The sequence below is a fragment of the Streptomyces sp. NPDC100445 genome (genome assembly GCF_044759735.1).
GTDB lineage: Bacteria > Actinomycetota > Actinomycetes > Streptomycetales > Streptomycetaceae > Streptomyces.
Genome location: NZ_JBIVZV010000004.1, coordinates 469,702 through 486,885, shown reverse-complemented (window position 1 = coordinate 486,885; position 17,184 = coordinate 469,702). Strand labels below are relative to the sequence as shown.

General features: G+C 73.8%; 11 protein-coding genes, 1 tRNA gene and 1 pseudogene. 9 read left to right on the top strand and 4 right to left on the bottom strand.

Annotation, left to right across the window (positions count from 1 at the left end; translation table 11 throughout):
- Positions 1–166 precede the first annotated feature (166 nt).
- Positions 167–2,119: a collagenase gene (locus ACIQVT_RS13790; protein WP_403751685.1), complete on the top strand. Its 1,953-nt coding sequence runs from the start codon at positions 167–169 to the stop codon at positions 2,117–2,119.
- A 75-nt stretch (positions 2,120–2,194) separates the two neighbouring features.
- Here the strand turns inward: ACIQVT_RS13790 and ACIQVT_RS13785 are convergent, their stop codons facing one another.
- Complete coding sequence (locus ACIQVT_RS13785; protein WP_403751683.1) at positions 2,195–3,649, bottom strand: glyceraldehyde-3-phosphate dehydrogenase; 1,455 nt, start codon at positions 3,647–3,649, stop codon at positions 2,195–2,197.
- Positions 3,650–3,787: 138 nt separating this feature from the next.
- On the opposite strand from ACIQVT_RS13785, the gene ACIQVT_RS13780 reads away from it, so the two are divergent.
- Complete coding sequence (locus ACIQVT_RS13780) at positions 3,788–4,480, top strand: alpha/beta fold hydrolase (protein WP_403751681.1); 693 nt, start codon at positions 3,788–3,790, stop codon at positions 4,478–4,480.
- Between the two features lie 43 nt (positions 4,481–4,523).
- Here ACIQVT_RS13780 and ACIQVT_RS13775 read toward each other — a convergent pair whose 3' ends face one another.
- Complete coding sequence (locus ACIQVT_RS13775) at positions 4,524–4,838, bottom strand: hypothetical protein (protein WP_403751679.1); 315 nt, start codon at positions 4,836–4,838, stop codon at positions 4,524–4,526.
- Between the two features lie 294 nt (positions 4,839–5,132).
- Between ACIQVT_RS13775 and ACIQVT_RS13770 the strand changes: the two genes are divergently transcribed.
- The 3 genes from ACIQVT_RS13770 to ACIQVT_RS13760 all read left to right on the top strand — a co-directional run bounded on the left by ACIQVT_RS13770 (position 5,133) and on the right by ACIQVT_RS13760 (position 7,530).
- Entirely contained in the window at positions 5,133–5,453 is a 321-nt protein-coding gene (locus tag ACIQVT_RS13770) for a hypothetical protein (protein WP_403751677.1), read from the top strand.
- Positions 5,454–5,599: 146 nt separating this feature from the next.
- Positions 5,600–6,460: a PP2C family protein-serine/threonine phosphatase gene (locus tag ACIQVT_RS13765; protein WP_403751675.1), complete on the top strand. Its 861-nt coding sequence runs from the start codon at positions 5,600–5,602 to the stop codon at positions 6,458–6,460.
- Between the two features lie 50 nt (positions 6,461–6,510).
- The gene (locus ACIQVT_RS13760; protein WP_403751673.1) at positions 6,511–7,530 is read left to right on the top strand and encodes an MASE1 domain-containing protein; all 1,020 of its coding nucleotides are present in this window, start codon (positions 6,511–6,513) and stop codon (positions 7,528–7,530) included.
- A 38-nt stretch (positions 7,531–7,568) separates the two neighbouring features.
- On the opposite strand, the gene ACIQVT_RS13755 is transcribed toward ACIQVT_RS13760, so the two are convergent.
- Positions 7,569–7,919 carry a hypothetical protein gene (locus tag ACIQVT_RS13755; protein WP_403751671.1) on the bottom strand — a complete coding sequence of 117 codons (351 nt, stop codon included), beginning with the start codon at positions 7,917–7,919 and terminating at the stop codon, positions 7,569–7,571.
- A gap of 136 nt (positions 7,920–8,055) precedes the next feature.
- On the opposite strand from ACIQVT_RS13755, the gene selA reads away from it, so the two are divergent.
- Complete coding sequence (gene selA, locus ACIQVT_RS13750) at positions 8,056–9,489, top strand: L-seryl-tRNA(Sec) selenium transferase (protein ID WP_403751670.1); 1,434 nt, start codon at positions 8,056–8,058, stop codon at positions 9,487–9,489.
- A pseudogene (locus ACIQVT_RS13745) lies at positions 9,489–11,177 on the top strand (GTP-binding protein); the annotation flags it as partial. The gene selA and the pseudogene ACIQVT_RS13745, both read left to right, overlap by 1 nt.
- An 83-nt stretch (positions 11,178–11,260) precedes the next feature.
- Here the strand turns inward: ACIQVT_RS13745 and ACIQVT_RS13740 are convergent.
- Positions 11,261–11,353 (bottom strand) — tRNA-Sec (locus ACIQVT_RS13740).
- A 37-nt stretch (positions 11,354–11,390) separates the two neighbouring features.
- On the opposite strand from ACIQVT_RS13740, the gene selD reads away from it, so the two are divergent.
- Positions 11,391–12,404, top strand: a complete 1,014-nt coding sequence (gene selD / locus ACIQVT_RS13735; protein ID WP_403751668.1) for a selenide, water dikinase SelD — start codon at positions 11,391–11,393, stop codon at positions 12,402–12,404.
- A 405-nt stretch (positions 12,405–12,809) separates the two neighbouring features.
- The gene (locus ACIQVT_RS13730; RefSeq protein ID WP_403751666.1) at positions 12,810–17,066 is read left to right on the top strand and encodes a HAMP domain-containing protein; all 4,257 of its coding nucleotides are present in this window, start codon (positions 12,810–12,812) and stop codon (positions 17,064–17,066) included.
- The last annotated feature ends 118 nt before the right edge of the window (positions 17,067–17,184 follow it).

The following is a 17,184-nucleotide window of genomic DNA, read 5'->3' as shown; positions in this document are numbered from 1 at the left end:
CCGGAGCGCGGCCGGGGTGCCGGTGGTCGGCGAACGGTCCGGTGTTATGAGTCCTCGGTGTCATGTGCTATGTCACACACCATTGTTGGGCGTGGAGGCGCGCTGGGACAGTGCGTCACACGCCCCGACACCCCACCGGGGCGCATCCCTTCGTGGAGGAATCCCGATGCGCTATCGCTTCACGCTGCCCGGGGCCGGACGCGGACCCGGCCGTCCGGCGACGCGGCTGGCCGGTGCCGCCGCCGTCTGCGCCACCTTGGCCGGCCTGCTGTCCACCCCGGCGCTCGCGGCGCCCCCGGCCCACCCCACAACGGCCGGCGCGGCCCGCGCCCACCTCCCCGTGCCGTCACCCGCCGCCGCGACCACCGTCTCCACCGAACACCCTGCCGTGCAGGCCCGGCGTCCCAGCCCGGCCCGGCTGCGCCCCCGGCAGCCCTCGTTCGGCCACCCCGCCACCGAGCCGGTGAAGGCGGGCTCCTGCACACCGGCCGACTTCGGCGGCCGCACCGGCGCCGCACTCGTGGCCTACGTGAAGGCCGCCACCGCCGACTGCGTCAACACCCTCTTCCCGGTCACCGGCAAGGACGCGCACGACGTCTTCCGTCAGTCCCAGATGCTGACCGTCGCGCGGGCGTTCACCCGTACGGCCGGACAGTACCGCGGCGACAACTCCGGCAGCCTCCTCCAACTGGTGCTCTTCCTGCGGGCCGGCTACTACGCGCAGTTCAACCACCCGGCGGACGTGGGCGCCTACACCCCGTCCCTCACCGACGCCGTCACCGCCGGCATGGACACCTTCTTCGCCCGCCACCACTCCCGCGACGTCTCCGCGGCCAACGGAGACATCCTCGGCGAAACCGTCATCCTGACCGACAGCGCCGACCAGCAGGGCCGTTACCTCCCCGTCTACCGGCGGCTGCTGACCGCCTACGACAGCACCTACGACCCGGTCGACAGCATGATCAGAGCCGTCAACGACGTCTACACGCCCCTGTGGCGCGGCAACTGGAACCCCGCGTACGTGCGGGCGGTCGCGGCCGACCCGCGGATCACCGCCACCCTGCACGACTTCGCGCTGGCCCACACCGGCCTGCTCGGCACGGACCTGGCCTTCCTGGACTCCAACGCCGGCATGAACCTGGCCCGTTACACCGAGCACCCAGAACTCCGCGACGTCGTACGGCCGTCGGTGAAGGACCTGCTGGACCGAACTGCGATCACCGGTCCGACGGCCGGACTGTGGGTGGCGGTCGCCGCCCAGGCCGCCGCCTACGACAGCGCCGACTGCGGCTACTTCGACGTGTGCGGCCTGCCCGACAAGCTCACCCGGGCCGTCCTGCCCGTGACCCGTCACTGCGACGCGAACATCACCGTCCGCGCCCAGGGGCTCACCGAGGCCGACCTCGACGCCGCCTGCGCCTCGGTGCTGCGCCAGGACGCCTGGTTCCGGGGGGTGGTGCGGGCCGGCGGTGCGATACCCGGCCAGTACGTCTCCACCCTCACGCTGGTGGTCTTCGCGAGCCGCGCCGACTACCAGATGTACGCCGGTCCGCTGTACGGCATCGACACCGACAACGGCGGCATGACGCTGACCGGCGACCCGTCGGACCCGGCCAACCAGCCGATGTCGATCATGTACCAGAAGGACCGGGACGACGGTTTCGCGGCCCGGATCTGGAACCTCAACCACGAGTACACGCACTTCCTGGACGCCCGCGACGACATGCCCGGCGACTTCGGCCGGCAGATCTCGGTGCCGGACGTGTGGTGGATCGAGGGCCTCGCCGAGTACGTCTCCTACGGCTACCGGGGGATCGCCTACGACCAGGCGGTGCAGGAGGCCGGGCGACACACGTACCGGCTGAGCACGCTGTTCGACAGCACCTACGACAACAGCGATGTCACCCGCACCTACCCGTGGGGCTACCTCGCCGTGCGCTACATGCTGGAGCGGCACCCCGACGACGTCCAGCGGATGCTCGCCCGCTTCCGCGCCGGTGACTACGCCGGCGGACACGCCGTCTACCACGACGGCATCGGCACCCGCTACGACGCCGACTTCGACCAGTGGCTCACCGCGTGCGCCGCGGGGGCGTGCGCCGCGCCGCCCGCGGCCTGACCCCGCGCGGAGCACGAAGGGCCGCCGGCCGGGAATCCCGGCCGGCGGCCCCGAGGCGGTGCTGCGCCCGGCGGATCAGACCGCCGTGGCCGGGTACGTCGGGTACTCCACGCCCGACACGTGCTGGACGACACGGACGACCTGGCAGGAGTAGCCGAACTCGTTGTCGTACCACAGGTAGAGGATGGCGTTGTCGCCGTCGACCTTGAGCGCGCCGGCGTCCACGATCGAGGCGTGGCGCGAGCCGATGAAGTCGCTGGAGACCGCGTCGGGCGCCGTGATGAAGTCGATCTGGCGCTTGAGCGGCGAGGTCAGCGACACCTCGCGCAGGTAGTCGTGCACCTCTTCGCGGCTGGCCTCGCGGGCCAGCTGGAGGTTGAGGATCGCGATGGACACGTCCGGCACGGGCACGCGGATCGAGCTGCCGCTGATCTTCGCCTTCAGGTCGGGCAGCGCCTTGGCGACGGCGGAGGCGGCGCCCGTCTCGGTGATCACCATGTTGAGCGGCGCGGAGCGGCCGCGGCGCTCGGACTTGTGGTAATTGTCCAGCAGGTTCTGGTCGTTGGTGAACGAGTGGACGGTCTCCACGTGTCCGCGCAGCACGCCGTACTCGTCGTCCATCGCCTTCAACGGCGGCACGATCGCGTTGGTGGTGCAGGAGGCGCAGGACAGGATCTGCTCGTCGGGCTTGATCGTGTCGTGGTTGACGCCGTGCACGATGTTCGGGACGTCGCCCTTGCCCGGCGCGGTCAGCACGACCTTCTCGATGCCGGGGCGCAGGTGCTGGGAGAGGCCCTCGCGGTCGCGCCAGTTGCCGGTGTTGTCGATGAGGATGGCGTTGCGGATGCCGTACTCGGTGTAGTCCACCTGCGACGGGGCGTCGGCGTAGATCACCTTGATCTCGTTGCCGTTGGCGACGATCGTGCTGTTGTCCTCGTCCACCGTGATGGTGCCCTGGAACTGGCCGTGGATGGAGTCGCGGCGCAGCAGCGAGGCGCGCTTGACGAGGTCCCCGGCGGCCCGGCCGCCGCCCCCGCGCACGACGATGGCGCGCAGTCGCAGGCCGTTGCCCGAACCCGACTTCTCGATGAGCAGCCGGGCGACGAGCCGGCCGATGCGGCCGAAGCCGTACAGGACGACGTCGCGCGGCTCGCGGCGCTCGACCCGGTCGGCGCCGGTGGCCCCGGCGACGGCCTCGGCGGTGAACTCCGCCACGCTCAGGCCGCGTTCGTCGGCCTGGTACAGCGTGGCCAGCATGCCGAGGTCGATCTGCGACGGCCCGAGGTCGAGCGCGGTCAGCGCCTCGAGGAACGGCATGGTCTCGGTGACCGACAGCTCCGCACCGGCGATCTGGCGGGCGAAGCGGTGCGTCTTGAGGATGCTGACCACCGACTTGTTCACCAGGGAGCGGCTGTGCAGCAGGACGGTCACGTCCCGCTCGCGGTGCAGCTTCCCGATGAGCGGGATCATCGACTCCGCGATCTCCTCGCGGATCTTCCAGTTGGTGAACGAGTCGTCGTTGACAGTCACAGATCCATCTTTCGAGCTAGGCGGCGCTCATATGATAACCACACCCGTTTCGGGCTCCTCGCGGGGGTGGATCCGACCCGGCGAGCGATGGCATGATCCGACCGGGTCCGACGAGGTCCGACGGGGGAGGGGCCGGCGATGAGGCTGCACACGCACGAGTGGGGGACCGGCGACCGGATCGCCGTGCTGGTGCACGGCCTGATGTCCGACCACCGCACCTGGCACCGGGTCGCACCCGTCCTGGCCGGCAAGGGATACCGCGTCGTCGCGGTGGACCTGCGGGGGCACGGCGCCAGCGGCCGGGGCCCGTACAGCCCCGAGCACTGGGCGGACGACCTCGTGGACACCCTCCCCGTGGAGGCGGAACTGGTGATGGGCCACTCGCTCGGGGCCATGGCGCTGGCCGGAGCCGTCGAACGGCTGGCGCCCACCCGCGCCGTCTACTGCGACCCGGCCTGGGACGTCCGCGAGAAACTGGTCGCGGCCTCCGCCTACTTCGGGGCCTTCCGGACCGCGAGCCGTTCCATGATCAAGAACCTCAATCCGCGCTGGGACGAGGAGGACGTGGACATCGAGCTGGCCACGCTGGCCGCCTGGGACCCCGCCACGGCCGCCGTCCTGCCCGGCGTCTACGCGGTCGGCCGGACGCCGGTCCGCCCGGTGGTGCCCTCCCTGGTGGTGCTGGCGGGTGCCGGCGACCTCCACCGCGACGGCTTCGACGCCGGGCTGCGGCGGCGGGGCTTCGAGGTGCGCACCGTCGAGGGGGCCGGCCACACGCTCTACCGGGACGACCTCGACGGCTTCATGGGCGCACTCGACGGCTGGATCTGACAGCGCCCGGGCGACCGCCGCGGCGACCTCCCGGGCGGCGCGGTCAGCGCGGGTCGAAGACGATGCTGGCGAAGCGCGCGCGGGCGGGCGCCGACCGGCCGGGGGCGACCCGCAGCGCCGCCCCCTTGCACTTCTTGCGCGCGAAGACGACGAGCGGCTTCCGCGTCCCGTTGTGCGCGCCCCGCGCCTCCTGCGCCATGTCGAAGCACCGGTGGCTCGGCGGGTCGGTGATGACGTAGGCCTTGCCGTGCGGACCCAGCCAGGTGAAGGTGCCGCCGGCGGCGAGCGCCGGAGCGGTGGCGGTGGCGGCGAGCACGAGACCGCCGAGCACGGCGGCGAGCGGACGACACAGGCGCATGACGATGTCCTTCTACGGGGAGCGGGGAGCGGGGAGCGTGTGGAGTGGGAGGCGGGGGACGGGAGGTGGGGGACGGGGGAGCGGACCGGAGCCGCATCCGTAATCTCCCACTCCGTCCCCGCCCGGCCCGGCGGCCGACACGGGGTGCCTCCACCGTCCGGGTGACGCTCCGCGGGAAGTCGTGCGAGCGCGGGCGGTGCGGGAAGGCGGATGGTGGCGGGCGAGGCGCCCCCGAGGGTGCGAAGGCCGCGAATCGGGGTAGGCGAGACGCCCGAGGAAGGAAAGGACCGTCCCATGACGACCTACGTGATCAGCGTGCCCGGCACCTTCACCAGCGGGATCGGGGCCGACGCCCGGACCCGGCTGGCCCGGGCGCTGCGGCCCGCCGACCCGCACGGCACCCGGATGGGCAGCGCGGAGGACCTCGACGTGCTCAGCCTCAACGAGGACAACACCTTCACCCTCCGCCTGACCGTCGAGGCGGACACCGGCCCGCACGCCGAGGAGGAGGCGCGCCGGCTCGCGGACTCCGCGCTGCGCGACGCGGGACTGGACGAGGGGAACGCGCCGCTCGGGCCGGCGATCATCACCGGCATCGACTCCGAGGTCCGCTGACCGGCGCCCGGCGGAGACCGGGGCGGTGCCGGTGCCGGGCCGCGGGTCTCCGTCGGGGCGCTTTGCGCCCGTACGGGTAAAATCTAGGGGTTCGTCGAACATCCAGGCGGCCGTCCGCGTGCCACCGCCCCCGGCGGAAGTGATCGATGCCCCGCAAACGCTCCAGGGACGAAGGTGACGAGCTGCTGGCCAGGCTCGGTTCGCTCACCGCCCAGGCACGTCGGCGCGCGGAGTTCCAGCGCACCCAGGTCGAACTCGCCCTCGCCCTCCAGCGGGGCATGCTGCCCCGTGATCTGCCCACCGCCCCCGGCCTCCACCTGGCGGTGCGCTACGCGCCGGCCAACATAGGCCTCAATGTGGGCGGCGACTGGTACGACGCCTTCACCCTGCCCGACGGCCGGATCGGCCTGTCGATCGGCGACGTCCAGGGACACAACATCGAGGCCGCCGCCTTCATGGGCCAGGTCAGGGCCGGACTGCGGGCACTGGCCTCCGTCACCGGCGAACCGGGCGAACTCCTGGCCCGCACCAACGGCCTGCTGCTCTCCCTGGGCGGCGAGCTGTTCGCCACCTGCGCCTTCATGCGGCTCGACCCGGCCAGCGGGGTACTGGAGAGCGCCCGGGCCGGGCACATCCCGTTCGTCTGGGCCACGGCGGACGGCAAGGCCGGCGTCGTCGACGACGAAGGCGGCCCGCCGCTCGGCGTCGTGCGGGGCGCGGCCTATCCGGTGACCCGGCACCGGCTCACCACCGGCGGGGTGTTCGTCCTGGTCACCGACGGAGTCGTGGAAGGGCCGTCGCTGGACATGCAGGACGGCCTGGACCGGGTGGTCCGGCTCGCGGGCATCGCCGCCGTGGCCGGCCTGGAGGCCCACGCGCTCGCCGCCGCCGTGATCAAGGGCGCCGAGAGCGTCGGTCACGAGGACGACGCCGCCGTCCTCGTCGTGGGCCTGGACGGCCCCGAAGCCACCCGGGGGGACGACCGGCCGGCCGCGTTTCAGCCATAGGGCCGGACCGGACCCCTCCCGCCTCGCCGACCGGGGGCCGCCGGTGTCAGATGGCTGGTGTGGTGGGTACCGAGCAGTCGCGCCGGGCGGGCGGCCGGGCCGTCCAGATCCTGGCCGTCGCCGCCTGCTACTACGCGGCGGCCCGACTGGGCCTCCTGCGCGAGCTCACCGTCGGGGGCGCCGTCGTCACCCCGATCTGGCCGCCGACCGGGGTCGCCGTCGCGAGCCTGCTGATCCTGGGTCTCGGCTGCTGGCCCGGCGTCACGCTCGGCGCCTTCTTCGCCGTCCTCTCCCTCACGACCCCCGGCCCCGAGGTCCTCGGCCTGCTCCTCGGCAACACCGCCGCGCCCGTGTGCGCGGCTCTCCTGCTGCGCCGGGCCGGCTTCCGCACCGACCTCAGCCGGCTGCGCGACGGGCTGGCCCTCGTGTTCCTCGGCGCGCTGACCGCCATGCTGATCAGCGCGACGATCGGCGTCGGCCTCCTCGTGCTGTCGGGCAGCCTGCCCGGCCGGCACTTCGGGATCGTCTGGCTCGCGTGGTGGGTGGGCGACGCGATGGGGGTCCTGATCGTCACCCCGCTCCTGCTGCTGTTGCTGCACGGTGTGCGCGGGTCGCTGCCGCTGGGCCGGTGGAAGGAGGCCGCCGCACTGGTCCTGGCCGGCTGCGCGGTCGTACCGCTGGCCGCCTACAGCTCGATCAGCCTGCTCTTCCTGGTCTACCCGCTCATCATCTGGGCCGCCCTGCGGTTCCAGCTGACGGGCAGCGTGCTGTGCGTGCTGCTGACCTCCGTGGTGGCCACCGTCGCCGCGACCGACGAGGTGGGGGCGTTCGCGGGGCTCGGCCGGGTCGAGGTCATGGTCAAGCTCCAGGCGTTCAACGGGGCCATGGCGCTCACCGCGCTGCTGCTGTCCGCCGTGATCATCGAGCAGCGCAACACCCGGCGCTCGGTCGAGCGGGCCTGCCAGGAGCTGGTCGAGGTACTGGAACACCTCAGTGCCGGTGACGCCCCGCCTCCCCGGCCGCGGAACGGCACCGACGGCGACCGGGGACAGCCGTCCGGTCCGCCCTGAGCACCCCTGGGCGGGGACCGGCGCCTCCCCGGCCGTCCTCAGTCCTCGGAGCGGTTCACCGGCCCTTCGTCGTCACTGACCGGCTCGGCGGCAGGGGTCGCCGCGTCGGGGTCCTGGCGGGAGCGGGACGGCGGGTGGGCGGCGCCGGTGGTGCCGGGCCGGCCGCCGCCGGTCGTGCCGTACCCGCCGGGGATGCCCGGCGGTGTGTCCGCGGCCGCTGCCGCCTCGCTGATGTGGCGCCGGGCCCTGACCCCCGCCCGGCGCTCCGGGTACGGGTAGTCGAACGGCTCGGCCGAGGCGCGCTCGCGGTCCGCTTCGAGCTGCCGGCGCGCGGCCCGCTCGGCCGCCGTCGCCTTGTCGTCCTGTCGGTTGTGGTCGTCGTCCTTCATACGGCGCCGGGTACCCGCGTGGCGTCCACCGCCAACGTCCGGCGACGGCGTGTCGGCCCGCCGGCCCGGGGCACTGGGGGACGATGGAGGAGAGCCCGCACGGGCACGGAGCCGGACCGGGAGGGACAGGCGCGGCATGGAGCGACGGCCGGTGACAGCGAGGCCGGACGAGGCCGGCACGGGAACCCCGTCCACCGGCCGGCCGGCGCCCCCGGTCGCCGCCACACCGGGCGCCCCGCGCACCGCGGGGCGCCCCGTCGCCGCGGAAGAGCGGCGCCGCATCCCCCGTACCGACGCACTGCTGCGGGAGCCGCGGCTGGCGGCGGCCGTGGAGCGGCTCGGTGCCGGGCTGGTGAAGGCCGCCGTCCGGCAGGCGCAGCAGCGGGCCCGTGGGGGGAGCGTGCCGGTGGAGCTGGTGCCGGAGGCGGCCCTCGGCCTGCTGCCGGGCAACGCGGGCGGCCTGCGCCCGGTGATCAACGCCACCGGGGTGCTGCTGCACACCAACCTCGGGCGGGCCCCGCTGTCGGCCGCTGCCCGGCAGGCCGTCGCGGAGGCCGCCGGACCCACGGACGTGGAACTCGACCTGGCCACCGGGGTGCGGGCCCGGCGGGGGCGCTCCGCGCTCGCCGCGCTGCGGGCGGGCGTGCCGGCCGCCGGCGCCGCGCACGTCGTCAACAACGGCGCCGCCGCGCTCGTACTGGCCGCCACCGCCCTCGCGGGCGGCAAGGAGATCATCGTCAGCCGGGGCGAGATGGTGGAGATCGGCGACGGTTTCCGCCTGCCCGACCTGCTCGTCTCGACCGGGGCCCGGCTGCGCGAGGTGGGGACGACCAACCGCACCGTTCCCGCCGACTACGCCGCCGCCGTCGGCCCCGACACGGGTTTCGTGCTCAAGGTGCACCCCTCCAACTTCCGCATCACCGGATTCACCCGGTCCGCCGAGGTCGCCGACCTGACGGGACTCGGCGTCCCGGTCGTCGTCGACATCGGCTCCGGTCTGCTCGCCCCGCACCCCGCGCTGCCCGGGGAACCCGACGCCGACACCCAGCTGCGCGCGGGCGCCGCCCTGGTCACCGCCAGCGGTGACAAACTGCTCGGTGGCCCCCAGTGCGGGCTGCTGCTGGGCCGGGAGGATCTCGTCGGCGCCCTCGCCCGGCATCCGCTGGCCCGGGCGCTCCGTGTCGACAAACTGACCCTGGCCGCCCTGGAGGCGACCCTCACCGGCCCGCCCACCCCGACCGCCCTCGCCCTCACCGCCGACCCGGCCGTCCTCGCGGCGCGCGCCGCCCGCCTCGCCGACGGCCTCGCCGCCGACGGACTCGACGCGGAGGCCGTCAACAGCGCCGCCACGGTCGGCGGCGGCGGCGCGCCCGGCGTCACCCTCCCGAGCGCGGCGCTGTCGCTGCCCGAGCCGTACGCCGCCGCGCTGCGCACCGGCCGCCCGCCGGTCGTCGGACGCCTGGAGGCGGGGCGCTGCCTGCTGGACCTGCGCCCGGTGCCGCCGGAGGACGACGAACGGCTGGCGGAGGCCGTCCGGGCGGCCCGGGCAGCGGTGGACGGGCGGCCGTGATGCGGGTCCTCGCCACCGCCGGCCACGTCGACCACGGCAAGTCCGCGCTGGTCCGGGCGCTCACCGGGATGGAGCCCGACCGGTACGCGGAGGAACGCCGCCGCGGCCTCACCCTGGACCTGGGCTTCGTGTGGACCCGGGTGGGCGGGGAGGACCTCGCCTTCGTCGACGTACCCGGGCACGAACGCTTCGTTGCGACCATGCTGGCCGGTTCCGGGCCGGTGCCCGCCGTGCTGTTCGTGGTCGCCGCCGACCAGGGCTGGCAGCCGCAGTCCGCCGAGCACCTGGCCGTCCTGGACGCGCTCGGCGTCCGGCACGCCGTCCTCGCGGTGACCCGCAGCGACCTCGCCGACCCGGAACCGGTGCGCGCCGACGCGGTCGAGCGCCTGGCCGCGACCTCCCTCGGCAAAGCCCCGGCGGTCGCCGTCAGCGCGGTCACCGGGGCGGGCCTGGACGACCTGCGGGCCGAACTCGTGGCCATGGCCGGCCGGCTGCCCCTACCCGACACCGGCGCCGACGTCCGCCTGTGGCTCGACCGGGCGTTCACCGTCCGCGGCCACGGCACCGTGGTGACCGGGACGCTCGGGGCCGGCACCCTGCGGGTCGGCGACCGGCTGGCCACCGGGGACGGGTCGGCCGTGCTGAGGGTCCGCGGCCTCCAGAGCCTGCACGAGGAGCGGACGGCCGTCGGCGCGGTGGCCCGCGTCGCCGTCAACGTGCACGGTCCGGGCGACGACACGCTGGGCCGCGGCCAGGTCCTGCTCACCCCGGACCGCTGGCTGTGCGCCGGGACGATCGACGTCCGCGTCACCGGCGAGCCGGTCGCCGACCTGCCCCGGGGCGTCACCCTGCACATCGGGACGGCGGCCGTCCCGGTGACCGTCCGCCCCCTCGGCCCGGACACCGCCCGGCTCACGCTCGGCCGGGGACTGCCGCTGCGGGCCGGGGACCGCGCCGTGCTGCGGGAACCGGGCGGCGGCCGGCCTCCTTGCGCGGTCACCGTCCTCGACGTACGCCCGCCCCGACTGGCCCGGCGCGGCGCCGGCCGGGTCCGCGCCGCCGAGCTGGCCACCATGACCGGCCGTCCCGACGGCGCCGCCGAGCTGCGCCGCCGCGGCCTGCTCCGGCGCGCCGACCTGCGGGCGATGGGCATCCCGGCGCCCGCCGACCCCGTCGCCGGGGACTGGCTGGCCGACCCGGCGCACTGGCGGGCCCTCGCGGACCGGCTGGCCGAGGAGACCGCCCGGCACGCCCGCGCGCACCCGCTGGAGCCGGGACTGCCCACCGAGGCGGCCCGCCGGCTGCTCGGCCTGCCCGACCGGATCCTGGTCGACGCGCTGGCCGCGGCGCAGCCCAGGGTCCGGGCACGCCAGGGCCGGCTGCACCCCGCGGACCGCCCCCGCCCCGCCCTGCCCGGACCCGTCCGCGCGGCCGTGGACGCCGTACGCCGGGATCTGGCCCGTACGCCGTTCCGCGCGCCCGAGGCCGGGCGGCTGGCCGAGCTGGGGCTGGACCGGCGGGCCCTGGCCGCGGCGGCGGGCGCCGGGGAGCTGCTGCGCGTCGCCGAGGGGATCGTGCTGCTGCCCGGCGCGGACGCCGGGGCCGCCGCCGTCCTGGCCGGCCTGCCGCAGCCCTTCACGCTCAGCGAGGCCCGCCGCGCCCTGGACACCACCCGCCGGGTCGCGGTACCGCTGCTGGAGCTGCTGGACGCCGGGGGCTGGACCGAACGCGTCGACGACCGGCATCGGCGCTGCCGGGCCCAGGCGGGGGACGGAGGCGGACGGGAATCGAACCCGCCTGCCCGAGATCCTCGGACACCTCGGTTTTGAAGACCGGGAGGGCCACCAGGCACCCACACGCCTCCACCGCTCGACAGGCTACTGCCCCGGGAGACCACCGGTATGACACCGACACCCACCAGCCAGGCGCCCGTACGGCTCACCCAGTTCGCCCACGGCGGCGGCTGCGCCTGCAAGATCCCGCCCGGCGAACTGGAGGACGTGGTCGCGGGGCTGACCGCGCCACCGCGGGCCGGCGGCGACACCCCGCTGCTCGTGGGGCTGGCCACCGGCGACGACGCCGCCGTGGTCGGCCACCGGGGCGCCGCCCTCGTGTGCACGGCCGATTTCTTCACCCCGGTCGTGGACGACGCCTACGACTGGGGCCGCATCGCCGCCGCCAACGCCCTGTCCGACGTGTACGCGATGGGCGGCCGGCCCGTCCTCGCCGTCAACCTGCTGGCCTGGCCGCGCGACCGGCTCCCCTTCGACCTCGCCCGCGAGGTGCTGCGCGGCGGCCTCGACATCGCCACCGAGGCCGGCTGCCACGTCGGCGGCGGACACAGCGTGGACGATCCCGAGCCGAAGTACGGCATGGCCGTCACCGGCATCGCCGACCCCGAGCGACTGCTGCGCAACGACGCCGGCCGCCCGGGGGTCCCGCTGTCGCTGACCAAGCCGCTCGGCCTCGGCGTGCTGAACAACCGGCACAAGGCCACCGGCGAGCGGTTCGAGCAGGCCGTCGCCACGATGACGGCGCTCAACCGGGAGGCCTCCGAGGCCGCGCTGGCCGCCGGGGCCGTCTGCGCCACCGACGTCACCGGGTTCGGCTTCCTCGGCCACCTGTACAAGCTCGCCCGGGCCTCCGGGGTCACCGCCGTGGTCGACACCGCCGCCGTGCCGTACCTGGACGGTGCCCGGGAGGCCGTACGGGACGGCTACGTCAGCGGCGGGACCCGGCGCAACCTGGAGTGGGTCGCCCCGCACACCGACTTCGGCGACGCCGACGAGGACACCCGGCTGCTGCTCGCCGACGCGCAGACCTCCGGCGGGCTGCTCGTCGCCGGGGAGGTGCCCGGGGCGCCGGTGGTGGGGGAGCTGGTGCCGCGGGAGAGCCGGTCGGTCGTCCTGAGGTGACGTGGTGCCCAGGGGGCGCCACGGCGGGGTGACACTGCTCACTGCGGCGGTTCCGCGCCGCCCGGAGCGGCCGCGGGCGGGCCGCGCCACCCGGCCGCCGGACCCCACCGCCCAGCGGGGAGCGGGAAGTGACCCGCACACCTCGACTGAGGTGAAAATTTTTCGACTACCCCGTTTCGCTTCCTTCACACCTGCCGTGGGTGGCTCGCTCCGCCGCGCGGGCAGGGTTGGCCGACTACTTTGTCCCCGCCCTCGGAAGTGGGTTAGCCTGCGGCGTATTTTTCTCATCATGCAAATCCGTGAACTGCGGAAATGCACACACCAACGGTCGGGTCGCAGCACGCCCCCGGCCGCGGTTCCGAGTCCTCGGCGCGGGGGCTCTAGGGGAGCGGATCGAGGGTGCGCATGGCCGGCAAGGCGACCGGGACGACCGAAGCGGTCCCGGGTGACCACGAACTGAGAAGACTGCTCGCGGGGCTGACCGCCGTGCGGGACGGAGACTTCGGCACACGGTTGCCCGACGACTCCACCGGGCTCATGGGCGACATCGCCACCGTCTTCAACGGCATGGTCGACCAGCTGTCGGTGTTCACCTCCGAGGTGACCCGGGTCGCCCGCGAGGTGGGCACCGAGGGCACCCTCGGCGGCCAGGCGCAGGTCCCGGGCGTCTCCGGTACGTGGGCGGATCTCACCGACTCCGTCAACGCGATGGCGGGCAACCTCACCACGCAGGTCCGGGACATCGCCCAGGTCGCCACCGCCGTGGCCAAGGGCGACCTGTCGCAGAAGATCGACGTGGACGCGCGCGGCGAGATCCTCCAGCTGAAGGAGACCGTCAACACGATGGTCGACCAGCTCTCCGCGTTCGCCGACGAGGTGACCCGGGTGGCCCGCGAGGTGGGCACCGAGGGCCGGCTCGGCGGCCAGGCCCAGGTCCCCGGCGTCGCCGGTGTGTGGCGGGACCTCACCGACTCGGTGAACTTCATGGCCGGCAACCTGACGGCCCAGGTCCGCAACGTCGCCCAGGTGACGACCGCGGTGGCGCAGGGCGACCTGTCGCAGAAGATCACCGTGGACGCCCGCGGCGAGATCCTGGAGCTGAAGAGCACCATCAACACGATGGTCGACCAGCTCTCCGCGTTCGCCGACGAGGTGACCCGGGTGGCCCGCGAGGTGGGCACCGAGGGCCGGCTCGGCGGCCAGGCCGACGTCAAGGGCGTCAAGGGCACCTGGCGTGACCTCACCGACTCGGTGAACTTCATGGGCGGCAACCTGACCGCCCAGGTCCGCAACGTCGCCCAGGTGGCCACCGCGGTGGCGCAGGGCGACCTGTCGCAGAAGATCACCGTGGACGCCCGCGGCGAGATCCTGGAGCTGAAGAACACCATCAACACGATGGTCGACCAGCTCTCCGCCTTCGCCGACGAGGTGACCCGGGTGGCCCGCGAGGTGGGCACCGAGGGCCGCCTCGGCGGCCAGGCCCAGGTGCGTGGCGTCGCCGGCACCTGGAAGGACCTCACCGACAACGTCAACGTGATGGCCTCCAACCTGACCGGCCAGGTCCGCTCCATCGCCCAGGTGGCCACGGCCGTGGCCCGGGGCGACCTGTCGCAGAAGATCACCGTCGAGGCCAAGGGCGAGGTCGCCGCTCTCGCCGACGTCATCAACACGATGGTCGACACGCTGTCGGCGTTCGCCGACGAGGTGACCCGGGTGGCCCGCGAGGTGGGCACCGAGGGCCGGCTCGGCGGCCAGGCGCACGTGCCCAACGTGGCCGGCACCTGGAAGGACCTCACCGACAACGTCAACTCCATGGCGAACAACCTCACCGGCCAGGTCCGCAACATCGCGCTGGTGACCACCGCCGTGGCCAAGGGCGACCTGTCGAAGAAGATCGACGTCGACGCCCGCGGCGAGATCCTCGAACTGAAGACCACCATCAACACGATGGTCGACCAGCTCTCCGCCTTCGCCGACGAGGTGACCCGGGTGGCCCGCGAGGTGGGCACCGAGGGCCGGCTCGGCGGCCAGGCCGAGGTCGAGGGCGTCTCCGGCACCTGGAAGCGCCTCACCGAGAACGTCAACGAACTCGCCGGCAACCTCACCCGGCAGGTCCGCGCCATCGCCGACGTGGCCAGCGCGGTCGCCGAGGGCGACCTGACCCGGTCCATCACCGTCGACGCGTCCGGCGAGGTGGCCGACCTCAAGGACAACATCAACTCGATGGTGGAGTCCCTGCGCGAGACCACCCGGGCCAACCAGGAACAGGACTGGCTCAAGACCAACCTCGCCCGCATCTCCGGCCTCATGCAGGGCCACCGCGACCTGCCGGTCGTCGCCGAGCTGATCATGGACGAGCTGGTGCCGCAGGTGTCCGCCCAGTACGGCGCCTTCTACCTCGCCGAGGACGGCCCGGCCGGCCCCGAACTGCGCCTCGTCGGCGCCTACGGACGGCCCGAGGAGGACTCCCGGCCCGTCCGCATCCCGTTCGGCCGTTCCCTGGTCGGCCAGGCCGCGCGCAGCCGCCGCACCATCGCCGTGGACCAGCTGCCGCCCGGGTACATCACCATCTCCTCCGGTCTCGGCCGGGTGGAGCCCACCGCCCTGCTGCTGCTCCCCATCGTCTTCGAGGAGCAGGTCCTCGGCGTCATCGAACTCGCCGCGGTCGCCCGGTTCACCACCGTCCAGCGGGACTTCCTCCAGCAGCTGGTCGACACCATCGGCGTCAACGTCAACACCATCGTCGCCAACGCCCGCACCGATGAACTGCTGGAGGAGTCGCAGCGCCTGACCAGCGAACTCCAGTCGCGTTCGGCGGAGTTGCAGGCCCGCCAGGAGGAGCTCCAGCAGTCCAACGCGGAACTGGAGGAGAAGGCCTCCCTGCTGGCCGACCAGAACCGGGACATCGAGGCGAAGAACCTCCAGATCGAGCAGGCCCGGCAGGAACTCGAAGCGCGCGCCCAGCAGTTGTCGCTCGCCTCGAAGTACAAGTCCGAGTTCCTGGCGAACATGAGCCACGAACTGCGCACCCCGCTGAACAGCCTGCTCATCCTCGCCCAGCTGCTCGCCCAGAACCCCTCCCGCAACCTCACCCCCAAGCAGGTCGAGTACGCTGGCATCATCCACTCCGCCGGCTCCGACCTGCTCCAGCTGATCAACGACATCCTGGACCTGTCCAAGGTCGAGGCCGGCAAGATGGACGTGACGCCCGAGCGCGTCCCGCTGCGCCAGCTCATCGAGTACGTCGAGGCCACCTTCCAGCCGATGACGTCCCAGAAGAGCCTGGACTTCACCATCACCACGGCGCCCGGCGCCCCCGCCGACCTGCTCACCGACGACTCCCGGCTCCGGCAGATCCTGCGCAACCTGCTGTCCAACGCGGTGAAGTTCACCGAACAGGGCGGCGTCGAACTGCGCGTCGAACCCGCCGCGGACGACGAGGTGCCCCCGGGCGTGATGCGCGGCGGGGCGATCGTCGCCTTCCGGGTGAAGGACACCGGCATCGGCATCCCGGAGCAGCAGCTGGAGACCATCTTCGGCGCCTTCCAGCAGGCCGACGGCACCACCAGCCGCAAGTACGGCGGCACCGGCCTCGGCCTGTCGATCACCCGGGAGATCGCCCACCTGCTCGGCGGAGCCGTCACCGTCGACAGCACCCCCGGCAGGGGCAGCACCTTCGCCCTGTTCCTGCCCGTCGCCCGGCCGGACTTCGAGGAGCACCTGCGCGGCGGCCGCCCCGCCCCGCACACCGCCGAACCGGAGCAGGCCGAGGACACACCCGGGCCCGGCACGCCCCTCGGGCTGCCGCCGGCCGTCGCCAAGCGGGAGCGCCCCCGCCGCCTGCTCGTCGTGGAGGAGCGCCCCCGCGGCCTGCTCACGCTGGTCGCCGAGAGCGTGATCGGGGACCTGGCGCACAACGGCGCCGGCACGTCCGTCGACATCATCACCGCGGTCGGCGCCCAGGAGGCGGCCGGTGCCCTCGCGGACGAGCCCTGCCACTGTGTCGTCGTGGAACTCGGCACGCCCGACGGGGAGTCGGCCCGCTTCCTGGAGGCACTGCGCGGCGACTCGGCCCTGACCAGCGTCCCGGTGCTGGTGCACGTCTCGCACCGCACCGAGCCGATCAGCGAGGAGCCGGCGGGCGGTTCGCTGGAGTACCTGTTCAGCCTGGACGAGCTGCGCGAGCGGATCGCGCTGCACCTGTCGGCCGAGGAGCCCGGCGAGGTGCTCACCCTCGTCCGCGGGGACGAGCTCCAGCACACCGCGCCGTACCTGGGCGACGACCACACCCGCGGCCGTACCGTCCTCGTCGTGGACGACGACGCCCGCAACCTGTTCGCGCTCAGCGGCATCCTGGAGCTGCACGGCTTCCGCGTGCTGCACGCGGAGAACGGACGCAAGGGCATCGACACCCTGGTGAACAACCCGGACGTCGAGCTCGTGCTGATGGACGTGATGATGCCGGAGATGGATGGGTACACGGCGACGGCGGAGATCCGCAGGATGCCGCAGTACGCTGATCTGCCGGTCATCGCTGTGACCGCCAAGGCCATGCAGGGCGACCGGGAGAAGAGTCTGGCTTCCGGCGCCAGCGACTACGTCACGAAACCGGTGGACACCCATGACCTCATCGCCTGTGTCCGGCGCTGGCTCCCCGCATGAGGACCGCACAGCGAGCCCGTCCGTCCACAGGCCCAGGAGCGAGGATCCGGTGAACGAGCCCGAACCACCCACCGGGCCGGACCTGCCGGCCGGCGTGCCCTCCCGGCAGCCGGCCGCC